General features: G+C 60.1%; 13 protein-coding genes. 4 read left to right on the forward strand and 9 right to left on the reverse strand.

Features of this window, described 5'->3' with window-relative positions:
• Positions 1-3: 3 nt before the first annotated feature.
• Positions 4-495: a GNAT family N-acetyltransferase gene (locus BM352_RS17050; protein ID WP_090219306.1), complete on the reverse strand. Its 492-nt coding sequence runs from the start codon at positions 493-495 to the stop codon at positions 4-6.
• Between the two features lie 81 nt (positions 496-576).
• Here BM352_RS17050 and BM352_RS17055 point away from each other — a divergent pair, with 81 nt between their 5' ends.
• Positions 577-1,182, forward strand: a complete 606-nt coding sequence (locus BM352_RS17055; protein ID WP_090219308.1) for a flavin reductase family protein — start codon at positions 577-579, stop codon at positions 1,180-1,182.
• A 275-nt stretch (positions 1,183-1,457) separates the two neighbouring features.
• Here BM352_RS17055 and BM352_RS17060 read toward each other — a convergent pair whose 3' ends face one another.
• A complete protein-coding gene (locus BM352_RS17060; protein ID WP_425434561.1) occupies positions 1,458-3,059 on the reverse strand; it encodes a SulP family inorganic anion transporter in 1,602 nt (533 codons plus the stop codon).
• Between the two features lie 259 nt (positions 3,060-3,318).
• Between BM352_RS17060 and BM352_RS17065 the strand changes: the two genes are divergently transcribed.
• The 3 genes from BM352_RS17065 to BM352_RS17075 all read left to right on the forward strand — a co-directional run bounded on the left by BM352_RS17065 (position 3,319) and on the right by BM352_RS17075 (position 5,950).
• Positions 3,319-4,194, forward strand: coding sequence for an S-methyl-5'-thioadenosine phosphorylase (locus BM352_RS17065; RefSeq protein ID WP_090219310.1), 876 nt, complete (start codon positions 3,319-3,321; stop codon positions 4,192-4,194).
• Between the two features lie 327 nt (positions 4,195-4,521).
• Entirely contained in the window at positions 4,522-5,349 is an 828-nt protein-coding gene (locus BM352_RS17070) for a M15 family metallopeptidase (protein WP_090219312.1), read from the forward strand.
• Between the two features lie 61 nt (positions 5,350-5,410).
• On the forward strand, positions 5,411-5,950 hold the full coding sequence (locus BM352_RS17075; protein WP_090219314.1) for an adenine phosphoribosyltransferase: 540 nt from the start codon (positions 5,411-5,413) through the stop codon (positions 5,948-5,950).
• Here BM352_RS17075 and BM352_RS17080 read toward each other — a convergent pair.
• From BM352_RS17080 to BM352_RS17110, 7 genes are all read right to left on the reverse strand, one after another.
• Positions 5,947-7,359, reverse strand: a complete 1,413-nt coding sequence (locus BM352_RS17080) for an FAD-binding oxidoreductase (protein ID WP_090219316.1) — start codon at positions 7,357-7,359, stop codon at positions 5,947-5,949. The genes BM352_RS17075 and BM352_RS17080 overlap by 4 nt on opposite strands.
• A gap of 37 nt (positions 7,360-7,396) precedes the next feature.
• Entirely contained in the window at positions 7,397-8,200 is an 804-nt protein-coding gene (locus BM352_RS17085) for an MBL fold metallo-hydrolase (RefSeq protein ID WP_090219318.1), read from the reverse strand.
• Positions 8,201-8,285: 85 nt separating this feature from the next.
• Entirely contained in the window at positions 8,286-8,870 is a 585-nt protein-coding gene (locus BM352_RS17090; protein WP_090219320.1) for a GNAT family N-acetyltransferase, read from the reverse strand.
• The gene (locus BM352_RS17095) at positions 8,870-10,129 is read right to left on the reverse strand and encodes a M16 family metallopeptidase (protein ID WP_090219322.1); all 1,260 of its coding nucleotides are present in this window, start codon (positions 10,127-10,129) and stop codon (positions 8,870-8,872) included. Before BM352_RS17095 ends, BM352_RS17090 begins: the two co-directional genes overlap by 1 nt.
• Complete coding sequence (gene thrC, locus BM352_RS17100) at positions 10,126-11,514, reverse strand: threonine synthase (RefSeq protein WP_090219324.1); 1,389 nt, start codon at positions 11,512-11,514, stop codon at positions 10,126-10,128. The genes BM352_RS17095 and thrC overlap by 4 nt, the downstream gene beginning before the upstream one ends.
• A gap of 11 nt (positions 11,515-11,525) precedes the next feature.
• Complete coding sequence (locus tag BM352_RS17105; RefSeq protein ID WP_090219327.1) at positions 11,526-12,200, reverse strand: SURF1 family protein; 675 nt, start codon at positions 12,198-12,200, stop codon at positions 11,526-11,528.
• A gap of 68 nt (positions 12,201-12,268) precedes the next feature.
• The gene (locus BM352_RS17110; protein ID WP_090219330.1) at positions 12,269-13,069 is read right to left on the reverse strand and encodes a cytochrome c oxidase subunit 3; all 801 of its coding nucleotides are present in this window, start codon (positions 13,067-13,069) and stop codon (positions 12,269-12,271) included.
• Between the last annotated feature and the right edge of the window lie 2 nt (positions 13,070-13,071).

Below are 13,071 nucleotides of genomic sequence, written 5' to 3' on the forward strand. Positions count from 1 at the left end.
CAATTACATGTTGCCGTGTTCGTCGGTTTTCAAGGACGTCACTTCGCCCGTCACCCCATCCCAATCCCAAAGACCCAACACGCGGTCAGGGTTGGTGGGCGGCGGCATCTGGACACCGTTGATCTTGCGGAACCCGAATTTACCGTAATATGGCGCGTCCCCGACCAGCAGCACCCGCTGCCACCCCAGCGCCTCGGCGCGGGCCAGACTATCGCGCACCAGAGCGCCCCCAAGCCCTTCACCCTGACGGGTGGGGTGGACCGCAACCGGCCCCAGCAACAACGCATCATGCGCCCCGACGCGCACCGGCCAATACCGAATGGCACCGCCAAGGCTGCCGTCCTCGTCACTTGCGACCAGCGACAGCTCGGGCACCGGATCCACGCCATCGCGCAAACGGTAAGACGACAGCGCCGTGCGTCCAGGCGCGAATGTCAGATCATACAGCGCCTCGACCGCCCACCAGTCTTGCGGAGTTTCCAGCCTTAGTTGCAATTGCCCTGCCCGTCGTTTTTGCGCTTTCCGGCCAGTCTACATGGCGCTACCCCTTGGGCAACCAAGAAGGAGACGCCACAGATGTTCTATCGCCCCGAAGACGGCCACGACCTGCCCCATAACCCGTTCAACGCGATTGTAACGCCGCGCCCTATTGGCTGGATATCGACACGCGGAACGGACGGCTCCGAAAACCTTGCGCCATACTCGTTCTTCAACGCGGTTGCCTATTTCCCGCCGCAGGTCATGTTCTCGTCTACCTCCGCCAAACCGGATCGCGACGGAACGAAAGACAGCGTCGCCAACATTCGCGATACCGACGTCTTCTGTGTGAACATTGTTGAATATGCCATGCGCGACGCGATGAACGTCACCTCCGGCCCTTGGGACAAAGAGGTAGACGAGTTCGCCAAGGCCAGCATTGATCGGGTGGATTGCGAGACCATTCCCTGCTCCCGGGTTGCGGGCGCGCCAGCCAATCTTGAATGCAAGCTGACCCAGATCGTGCAACTTCCGGGCGAGGCGAACTTCGCGGTGTTCGGCGAGGTCATCGGTGTGCACATGCGCGACGACTGCATGGTAGACGGGCTGTTCGACGTGACCAAGTTCCAACCTTTGGCGCGGCTTGGATATAAGGACTATACCTTCGTCAAAGACGTGTTCAGCCTGACCCGACCGGGCGAATAGGCACGCCAAACGCCCCGAACACGGAATTCCGGCGCGGGGTCGTCTGTGCATCTCAATTCGGGAAAATGCGCCAAATTGCGGGGCGCTGATACATAGATGGCGGCGCCGCCTGTCGCGGGGTCAGCCAGACAGGGGCGTCACCCCCTGCATCCAAACGCATGCGTCATACAGATGGTCCCTTAAAAGAGACCCTGAATTCCACGAGCTATGTTCGACGTCGAGGGGCAGGTTCTACCCGCCCCTCGTTAACCTTTGGCTAAGCCTGCGTGCGGCGCTTAGTGCCCGCCTGCCATAACGCCGGTTTTGACCGAGTAGTTCACCGCGATCTCGTAGTCCGGGTCATCATCGCTATCGACCATCAACTGGCCTGCCTTGGTCAGCAACTCGTGGCAGTCACGGCTCAGGTGGCGCAGTTGCACGGTCTTGCCCTCGGCTTCGTATTTGCCCGCGATCGCCTCGATTGCCTGCAACGCAGACTGGTCGGCCACACGGCTATCCGCGAAGTCGATGACGACCAAAGACGGATCGTCTTTCGGGGTGAACAGCTCCGAGAAGCCTTCGGCAGAGCCAAAGAATAGCGGGCCTTGGACCTTGTAGACCTTGGCACCTTCGGGCGTGTCATAGGTCACAGCGTGGATGCGACGGGCGTTCTGCCACGCGTAGGCCAGCGCCGAAACGATAACCCCGACAACAACCGCAATCGCAAGGTCATACATCACGGTGGTAATGGTCACGAGCACGATGACAAACGCATCCATACGTGGGACGCGGCGCATGATGTTGAACGAGTTCCACGCGAACGTCCCGATGACCACCATGAACATCACGCCCACGAGGGCAGCCAGCGGGATCTGCTCGATCAGAGGTGAAGCCACCAGAATAAACGTCAGCAGGAATAGCGCTGCAGCAATGCCAGCCACTCGGGTGCGCCCGCCGGATTTGACGTTGATCATAGATTGCCCGATCATCGCGCAACCGCCCATGCCACCAAAGAAGCCGGTCACAGTATTCGCCACACCTTGGGCCACGCATTCTTGGCTTGCGCCACCGCGTTTGTTGACGATCTCGCCCACAAGGTTCAGCGTCAGGAGGCTTTCGATCAGCCCAATCGCCGAAAGGATCAGCGCGTAAGGGAAGATGATGACAAGAGTTTCCAGATTGAACGGCGCCAGCATATCACCGTAAAGCCCTGTGCCCCCTTCAGCGCCAAAGCTGAACGGGATGTGGAATGGCGGCAGCCCGCCTTTGATCGAGGCCAGATCACCCACACGCGGCACTTCGATGCCGAAGCCGATCACGATCAGCGCCACGATACCGATGCCCGCAAGCGGCGCAGGGACCAGTGACGTCACCTTGGGCGTGGCCCAGATGATAGCCATCGTCAGCACCGTCAGACCCAACATCATCGCCAGCGGAAGGCCGGTCATCCATTGCCCATTGGCCATTGCATGCCCGCCGCCTTCAGCCGTGCCCGGGATTTGGAACTGGCTCATCTGAGCGAGGAAAATAACGATGGCAAGACCGTTTACAAAGCCCAGCATCACCGGATGCGGAACCAGCCGGATAAACTTGCCCAGTTTGAACACGCCTGCCGCGATCTGCATCAATCCCATCAGGATGACGGTGGCAAACAGATACTCGACCCCATGGGCGGACACCAAAGCCACCATCACGACCGCCAAAGCCCCCGTCGCGCCAGAGATCATCCCCGGACGCCCACCGATACAAGCTGTGATCAGCCCGACGATGAAAGCCGCGTAAAGCCCCACCAGCGGGTGAACCCCTGCCACGAAGGCAAAGGCCACGGCTTCCGGCACCAAGGCCAGTGCCACGGTCAGGCCGGACAGTATCTCGATACGCCATCGCGCAGCCCCCATTGGGCCGGAGGGCGCAAGGCTCAACTCGTTCAGAATAGGATTTTTGGCGAGGGACGCCATCAGCTTGTTGGTCACGCTGCTGCCTCTTGTTTAGGTCACATATGTAGATGAGTTGCGCGCCTGTTAGCGCACACAGTCGGGGATTGCACGGAATAGTTGCTCAAACGAGTGCGTGAACTGGCGACCGGTGCATTTCCATCTGTGAAACGTTCCGCCAGTATGCCGCCAACATATGACATTCGCGACAAAGGACACCCAAATGGCAGACACAATGATCGGTGTGATCGGCGGCTCCGGCCTTTATGAAATTGACGGCTTGGAAAATGCCACGTGGCAAAGCGTCGAGACCCCGTGGGGCGCGCCATCTGACGCAATCCTGACCGGTAAGCTGGACGGGGTCAGCATGGCCTTCCTGCCGCGCCACGGGCGGGGGCATGTGCATTCGCCAACCACCGTCCCCTATCGCGCGAATATCGATGCACTGAAACGGTTAGGTGTGACGGATGTGATCTCTGTCTCCGCCTGCGGGTCCTTCCGCGAGGAAATGGCGCCGGGCGATTTCGTCATCGTCGACCAGTTCATCGACCGCACCTTCGCCCGCGAAAAGTCGTTCTTTGGCACCGGTTGTGTGGCCCATGTTTCGGTCGCACACCCGACCTGTCCGCGCCTTGGGGCCGCCTGCCTTAAAGCGGCCAAGGACACCGGCATCACCGTCCACAACGGCGGCACCTATCTGGCGATGGAGGGTCCGCAATTCTCGACCCTCGCGGAAAGCAAAATGTATCGCGACAGCTGGGGCGCGGATGTGATCGGCATGACCAACATGCCGGAGGCCAAGCTCGCCCGCGAGGCAGAGCTGTGCTACGCCAGCGTCGCCATGATCACCGACTATGACAGCTGGCACCCAGACCACGGCGAAGTGGACGTGACCCAGATCATCGCCACCCTGATGGGCAACGCCAGCAAGGCCCGCGACATGGTCGCCAAACTGCCAACCTTGCTTGGGGCCGAGCGCGACCCTTGCGTCCACGGCTGTGACCGTGCGCTGGAATACGCGATCCTCACCGCCCCCGACGCTCGAGACAAAGCCCTGATCGATAAGCTCGACGCTGTGGCGGGTCGCGTTCTTGCGTAAACTGTTCTGGGGCTGCCTCGGGCTGATCGCGCTGTTTCTTGCGCCTCGCCTTTGGCTGCACCCGACACCTGCCCCACCTTGCCCTGCACTGCGCTCGCTACGGTTTGGAGGCCCCAAACGGCGCTTATCAGGGGGAACATTGATCGGGATATACCTGCATCAACCCGTGATAAAACCGTGATGAGAAGGCTGGAGCAATTAATTCGGCCCCTCTTTAAACATTGAAAACAAGCGCTTGCACATAACTGCCGCATTTCACGTCGGCAGATGGCTGACCTATGGTAAACTTCCTCTATTCAAACCGACTTTTTTGTGAGGAATTTTCGCATGGACACAGCAGCCATCAAGCTTGTGCAATCCAAGCTCAAAGAGATGGGGCACTATACCGGCCGCATCGACGGGGATAGAGGCCCGAAGACACACGCCGCCGTCAAAAAGGGTATTCCGCAGATTGGCGGCACGCCGCCAGCGGGATGGAAAAGCCAAAGCGGCAAACGGCAAACCATCATGTTTCTGCAACTCTACTGCCACGCCAGCGATGTCAACGCGGGCACAGTGGACGGGTTTTGGGGTCCGCAAACCGCATGGGCCGCAGACGCGTTGGAGGAGAAGCTACAAAACGGGTTCATCCACGCCTGGCGTGATGTCGAGCCGATTGAAGCCAACCCGCACCAATTTCCCAAGCAATCCCAGATGACCAATTTCTACGGCCCTCATGGCGAGCCCGGCGGGCGTTCTCCCGAACTGGTGAGTGTCCCCTGCCCTTGGCCACTGAAGATCGCATGGAACAAGTCGCAGCGCCGGTCCGGCTTCAAGGTGCATAAGAAGGTGGCCGACAGTCTGGGCGAGATTGTCGAGCGAGTGCATGACCACTACGGCTTGGCCGAGATTGAGCGGCTGGGTTTTGATCTGTTCGGTGGCGACTACAACCCGCGCAAGATGCGTGGCGGCAGCAGCTGGTCCACCCATAGTTGGGGGATCGCCATCGACTTTGACCCCGAGCGCAACCGCCTGAAATGGGGCCGTGACCGTGCCAGCTTTGCCCACCCTGATTGCGCTGACTTTTGGGAAATCTGGGAACGGCAAGGCTGGACCTCCCTTGGGCGCATCAAGAACTTTGACTGGATGCATGTGCAGGCCGCGCGTTTGGGTTAATGGCTTTTAACCTCTGCGGCGCTAGGGTATCCGAAGAAGCACGCAATCTTCGGAGCCCGACATGCCAAATTCCAAGCAGGTCAAAGACTACATTCGCACCATCCCGAACTTCCCCCATGAGGGGATCATGTTCCGCGATGTCACCACCCTGTTTCTGGACGCGCGCGGCTTTCGCATGGCGGTCGATCAGTTGCTTCACCCCTATGCGGGCCAGCGCTTCGACAAGGTCGCAGGGCTAGAAGCGCGCGGCTTCATCATGGGCGGCGCGATTGCTCACCAGTTGTCCACGGGCTTTGTCCCGATCCGCAAGAAGGGCAAGCTGCCCGGCAAAACCATCGAGCAGAGCTACCAGCTTGAATATGGCGAGGCGACGATGGAGCTGCACGAAGACAGCCTTCAGCCCGGTGAAAAAGTGCTTCTTGTCGACGATCTGCTGGCCACGGGCGGCACCGCCGAGGCGGGCATCAAACTGATCGAAAAGCTGGGTGCGGAAGTCATTGGCTGCAGCTTCATCATCGACCTGCCCGATCTGGGCGGCCGCGCCAAGCTGGAGGCGATGGGCCAATCCGTCCACGTGTTATGCGAATTCGAAGGCGATTAGGCCGAGATCACCGCACCTGGGTTCATAATGCCCTTGGGGTCCAGCGCCGCCTTGATCGTCCGCATCGTGGCCAGCTTGATCGGGTCGCTGTAGCGATTTAGATCGGCCACTTTCAATCGACCGATCCCATGCTCTGCCGAGATGGAGCCTTCCATATCCGCGGCCAGATCATGGAGAATCCGCTTCACATCGCTGCGCTGATGATCGTGATCCGCCCGCGAATTCCCGATGACAGGGAAAATGTTGAAATGCAGGTTCCCGTCGCCGACATGCCCGAAGCAGTTGATCCGGAAATCGTCCACACGTGCAATCGCCTGCTGCGCCCGCGAGATGAACTCGGGGATGCGGCCGACTGGAACAGAGATGTCATGCGATGACACCGAGCCGATCCGGCGGTTCGCTTCTGGGATGCTTTCACGGATGTTCCAGAACGCATCGCGCTGCGCGCCCGACTGCGCGATCACGCCATCCGTCACCAAATCGCGCTCTGCCCCGGCTTCGAACAACCGCTCCAGCGCTTGAGCCGGGTCCAGCCCAGCGACGCAACCAACATCAATCAGCACCATCCACTCTGGTGGATCGTCGAACGGCGCGCGAACCTCTGGCCCGACCTCGGCAAGGAATGTCAGGCCCATGCGGTTTATCAACTCGAACCCCGAGACCTGATGCCCCAGCAAATCCCCGGCAAGCGCCAGTAGGTCGATCGCTGCCTGCGGATCCGGCACCGCCATCAAGGCCGCGCCCTCGCCCGCGGGTTTCGGGAACAGCTTCAACGACGCGGCGGTGATAACGCCAAGCGTTCCTTCCGCGCCGACCAACAGGTGGCGCAGGTCATAGCCGGTGTTATTTTTCCTCAGCCGCGACAGCCCGTTCAGGATGGAGCCATCGGGCATGACGGCTTCAACCCCCAAACACAGGTCGCGGGCATTGCCGTAGCGCAGCACATTCACCCCGCCAGCATTGGTGGAAAGGTTGCCGCCAATCCGCGCGGAGCCTTCGGAGGCCAGAGACAAGGGGAACAGGCGGTCAACTGCATCGGCCGCCTCTTGGACAGAGGCCAGGATCACGCCCGCTTCGGCGACCAGCACGTTTTCTTTGGGAAAGACGTCGCGAATTTTTGTCATTCGCTCCAGCGACAAGATCACAGGCGTCGGCCCGCTTTCCATCACCTGCCCGCCCACAAGACCGGTGCCGCCGCCATAGGGAATGATCCCGACGCCCGCATCGGAGCACGCGCGCACCACAGTTGCCACGTCTTGCGTGCAATCAGGCGCAACCAGAAAGCCGTCGGCCCCTTTGTAGCGTCCGCGCGGTTCCCGAAGGTAGGCTTCGGTCAATTCGCGAAACGCAGCCGCAGGAAGTTTGGAGGTTAGGTCGGCCCGAAGGGCGTCGGTCACAGAATTCAACATGGCTCTTTATTACGCGCAGATGTTGCGTTGAAAACGCCTAATCAATCGGTTCACGCAAATAAGCTGGCCGAAGCGTCACGACAGTGGGCCGTTTGGGCAATGTACGCAGGGAAATCTCAAGCGAGCTGTCGGTTCGGCGATCAATCGCGAACTCGTCTGACATGCCGTTCACGAAGCGCCCCAATGACCCATCGGCCCACCAGTGCATCGGAATCACCACAGAAGACTTGAGACGCTTGAGAACCTTGACCATCGTCGGCAGGTCCAGCGTCAACCCGCCATCCACAGGTGCCATCACCACATCCAAGCGTCCCAGCGCCGCGTATTGGGCCTGATCAGGTTCATGGTGCAGATGCCCCAAATGCCCGATGCACAGCCCCGCGACCTCGAACACAAAGATCGAATTGCCATCGACCTCGACCCCGCCAGAGAACTGCCCACGAATATCCGTGGACACATTGCGCACTAGCATCTCGCCAAGGTCCAAATGGTGCTCTTCCTGCCAGCCGCGCAGCACATGCTTGATGCGCGGGTCAGGGCTGGCGGTCCAGTGGCTGGAATGGGCATGGTTCATGGTGGCGACGTCGGGGACGAAATCCCGCACACCCAAAAAGCCGGTATAGTCCGTCGCCGCAGTCAGCCCGCCTGCGGTTTCCAGTACGAAGGTGGCATGCGCGATGTAGCTTAGCCGGACGGTGTAATCCTCCAGCGCCTCCCCAAAAGCGGCGCGATGGACATACTCGATACCCGGCGCTTCCGCCAAAGCGATACAATGGCTCGGCCGACGGTCCTGCGCCGCGGCCGCGATGGGCATTAACAAAAAGAGAATGAACCAACGCATGGGATAGATGATAGACCGCCTGCGCGGTTTGGCAAAATCAAATAGGCTTCATCACCTCAAACGTGTTCGAAAAAGGCTGCTTTGCCTACCCGACATCCGTTCTTCCACGCCGGTCGCCACGCAAATTGGCAAACAGCACATGATTGCGCCACCGTCCGTTGATCTGCAGATAGCTTTGCGCCACGCCTTCATATTTGAAACCGGACTTTTCCAACACGCCGCGCGACGCAGTATTTTCGGGCAAGCAGGCCGCCTCGATCCGGGACAGGTCCAGCTGGGTGAAGGCGTAGTGGACCAAGGCAAGGATCGCCTCTTGCATGTAGCCGTTGCGCGCGTGGCGCTGCCCCATCCAGTAGCCCAGCGTTCCCGCCTGCGCAGGCCCACGACGGATATTGTCGAGCGTGATCGCCCCCAGCAACGCCTTATCTTCGCGGCGTTCCAGAAACACCGGTATGGCGTTGCCGTTATTGACCGAGCGTTGCGCCCAGTAGACGCGGTTGGTGAAGCTTTTTCGGGTCAGGTGGTCGGACGCCCAAGACGGCTCCCAAGGTGCGAGAAACTCGATCGAGGCAGAGCGCAGCGACGCCCATTCACGGTAATCGCCATGCATGGGAAGGCGCAGCGTCATGCGTTCCGTCTCGATACGGACCTTCCGCTTGCGCCCTAGCATCAAGCGGCGAGCCTACGGGTCACGTGCTCTAGGCTATGTGCACCCGAGACCGGACCATATAGCGCCATAGCGGCCTGCGCTGTCGCCAAGCTTTCTGCAAAATCGCGTACCTGCCCCACTTCAACCGCGTCGATCTTGTCGATGGTTTCAGACAGCGGCGGCACACGCCCCCAGATGCCAACCAGCCGTGCCAGCCGCTCGGCCCGCGAGGACGGGCTTTCCAGCCCCATCAGAATGCCCGCCTTCATCTGCGTACGAGCGCGGGTCACTTCGGCTTCAGACATATCCCCTGCGGCGCGCTTCAACTCGTCCACGGTGATGTCGGCCAGACCGGCGATGTCGCCAGCAGACGTTCCCGCGTACACCGTCATCATGCCCGTGTCGGAATAGCTGCCGATGGAGCTATAGATCGAATAGCAAAGCCCGCGCTTCTCGCGCACCTCTTGGAACAAGCGCGAGGACATGCCGCCACCAAAGGCCGACGCGAACACCTGCGCGGTATAGAATTCATCGTCACGGTAACCGGGTGCTTCGAGCGCGAGGGTGAAATGGGCCTGCTCAAGCTTCTTCACTTCGCGCCGCTCGCCCGAGGCAAAATGCGCAAGCTCCGCCACATTGGACACGGATGCTGGCATATCACCGAACATCTCTTCCGCAATCCGCACAATCTCGTCGTGATCCACCGCCCCTGCGGCGGACAGGATCAGGTTCTGCGGGCCGTAATGCTCGGCCACAAAGCCGGACAGATCGGCGCGGGAAAAATTGGACACCCGCTCCGTCGGTCCCAAGATGGTGCGTCCGATGGGTTGGCCCGGATAAGCCGCTTCTTGCAGCCAGTCGAAGATCACATCGTCGGGGGTATCCAGCGACATGCCGATTTCTTGCAAAATCACGCCACGCTCCACCTCGATCTCGCGCGGGTCAAACACCGGATGTCGCACAATGTCGCCGATCACGTCCATTGCCAGCGGCACGTCGTTCTTCAATACGCGGGCATAGTAAGCCGTGACTTCGCGTGAGGTGTAAGCGTTGATGTAGCCGCCCACGTCTTCGATGGCTTCAGCGATCTGCAACGCGTTGCGCCGCTTGGTGCCTTTGAAGGCCATATGCTCTAGGAAATGCGCGATGCCATTTTGCTCGATCCGCTCGTGGCGCCCGCCCGCATTGACCCAAATGCCTACGCTTGCGCTTTCCAGCGACGGCATATGTTCCGTCACGATGCGAAACCCGTTTGACAGGGTGGTCAGCTGTTGCGTCATGCGTTGATACGCTCGCGGATCAGGGCTTTGATCTTCTCGATGTCATTGGGCAATTCGGTCATGCGCTCCTCGCGCTCGAACAGGTCCGACATGCGGTCAGGTAGCTCTGGGTGATGACCAGATGCGGCTTCCACAGCGGCGGGAAATTTCGCGGGGTGCGCGGTGGCGAGCGTGATCATCGGGGTAGAACCCAGATGGTCCATCGCCACTTTCACGCCCACGGCGGAGTGCGGGCAAAGCAATTCGCCCATCGTCGCATTGGCGCGGGTGATCATGGCGGAGGTTTCTTCCTCGCTGACGCGGCCCGACGCATAGGTTTCCTTCAGCGCCTCATAGGCCCCTTGGCTGACCTTGAACTCGCCGGTGGTTTTCAGCGTGTCCATCTGCTCGGATACTGCGGCACCGTCTTGGCCGTAAGCGTAGAACAGCGCGCGCTCGAAGTTGGAGGACACCTGAATATCCATCGACGGGCTGATCGACGGCTTCACGCCGTCGGTCGTGTAAGCGCCGGTTTCCAGCGTGCGGTGCAGGATGTCGTTCTGGTTGGTGGCGATCACCAACTCGCCGATGGGCAGGCCCATCTGCTTGGCGATGTAGCCCGCGAAGATGTCACCGAAATTACCGGTAGGCACGGTGAAGTTGATCTCGCGGTCGGGGCTACCCAGCGACACGGCGGAGGTGAAGTAATATACCACCTGCGCCAAGACCCGCGCCCAATTGATCGAATTGACCCCAGCGAGGCGCACACCGTCGCGGAAGTCGAAATCATTGAACATGTCTTTGACGGCTGCCTGGCAGGTATCAAAGTCACCTTCGATGGCCAGCGCGTGAACATTGTCCTCCGACGGGGTGGTCATTTGTCGGCGCTGCACGTCGGAGACGCGGCCCTGCGGGAACAAAATGAACACGTCGACCGCATCCAGCCCCCGGAACGCCTCGATCGCGGCGGAGCCTGTGTCGCCGGAAGTGGCCCCCACGATGGTTACCCGCTCGCCAGAACGCTTGAGCGCCGCCTGAAACATCTGCCCGATCATCTGCATGGCGAAGTCTTTGAACGCTAGCGTCGGGCCGTGGAATAGCTCCAGCAGGTAATGGTTGCTGCCCAGCTGTACCAAAGGCGCGCGTGCGTCGTGGCCGAAGCCTTCATAGGCTTTCGCGATGATCTCGCGGAACTCAGCGTCGGTGAAGGTGTCGCCAATGAAAGGGCGCATCACGGTGAAGGCGACTTCCTCATAAGACGCACCGCGCATGGCGCGGATGGTGTCTTGATCCAGCGTAGGAATGGTCTCGGGCAGGTACAAACCGCCGTCACGAGCAAGGCCAGTCAACATGGCCTGCTCGAATGTCAGGACAGGGGCTTTGCCGCGGGTAGAGATGTAACGCATGGGGTATTCCTTCAAACGGTCCGCTGCCTGATACGCCAAAGCAAAAAGACTGTCATCCCAAACCATATCACCGCGAGCGAAAACCACGTGATCGCGTAGGACAAATGGTCATTGGGTATGCCAGTACGGCTGACGGGGAGCGGGGTTATTTCGGGGGTCGCGGGGTTCGCGTTGCGCAAGATGAGCAAGACATGCTCGGTGCCCAGCTTGGAAGCCATGCGGTCGACGTCGCGGGCGAACCAGATGTCGCGCGCTTCGTCCGGCTCCGGCGTGTAGCTGTCGACCTCGTCCGGCCAGTGCAGGTTGCCCGTCACGGTGACGTCACCAGTAGGGACCGCGGGCAGATCATCCGCGATAGGAAGCACGCCACGGTCGACCAAGATGGTGCGGCCTTGGGTCATGAACGGGCTGATGATCCTGTAGCCCGCCCCGACCTGCTTTTGACTGACCAACACACGCAGGCGGTCCGCGCCAAAAGTTCCGGTGGCTGTCACGGGAAGGAATCGGTCCACGTCGGCATCAAGCTGGTCGGGGAGCGCGACAGGTTCCGCCCCGATGCGCGCGTCGATTTCCGACAGCATCGCTTCTTTCCAGGCGAGGCGTTTCACCTGCCAAGTGCCAAGGCTCACCAGAATAGCGCAGCCGATCAGGCCGAACAGCAAGGGCAGGATCATTCGTTTGGTCATGTCACCTCAATGAAGAAGCGCGAGGGTTTCCCCTCGCGCCTGTAATCTTGCAGTCACTTAAGTAGAGCTTAGCCGCCCCAAATGTAAACTGCGGCAAACAGGAACAGCCAGACCACGTCCACGAAGTGCCAGTACCAAGCAGCAGCTTCGAAGCCGACGTGACGCTCTGGCGTGAAGTGGCCTTTATACGTGCGGATCAGGCAGACCAGCAGGAAGATGGTGCCGACCAAAACGTGGAAGCCGTGGAAGCCGGTCGCCATGAAGAAGTTGGCGCCGTAGATGTTTCCAGCGAACCCAAAGGCCGCGTGGCTGTATTCATAAATCTGGAACACGGTGAACAAAGCCCCAAGCAGGATCGCGAGGATCAGGCCGTTTTTCAGGTCCTTGCGGTTGTTCTCGTGGACCAGCGCGTGGTGCGCCCATGTCGCCGCAGCACCGGAGCACAGCAGGATCAGCGTGTTGATCAGTGGAAGGTGCCAAGGGTCGAAGGTCTCGATCCCGGCAGGTGGCCATTGGCCGTCAACCGCAGGGCTCAGCGGGCCCATCGGGTACATGGCGTGTTTGAAGAACGACCAGAACCACGCCACGAAGAACATGACTTCGGACATGATGAAGAAGATGAAGCCGTAGCGCAGACCGATGCGCACCACTGGGGTGTGATCGCCTTGCTGGCTTTCGTCGACCACCTCGGACCACCAGCTGAACATTACGTAAAGCACAGCGGCGAAACCGATCAGGAACAGCCAAGGGCTGCTGTCGTGCATCCAAAGGACCGCGCCGCTGAGCATTGCGAAAGCCGCAACAGCACCGAGCAACGGGTTAATGGAGGGCGGCAGGATGTGGTAGTCGTGGTTCTTGGCATGTGCCATTT

This window comes from Litoreibacter janthinus, assembly GCF_900111945.1.
Lineage (GTDB): Bacteria > Pseudomonadota > Alphaproteobacteria > Rhodobacterales > Rhodobacteraceae > Litoreibacter > Litoreibacter janthinus.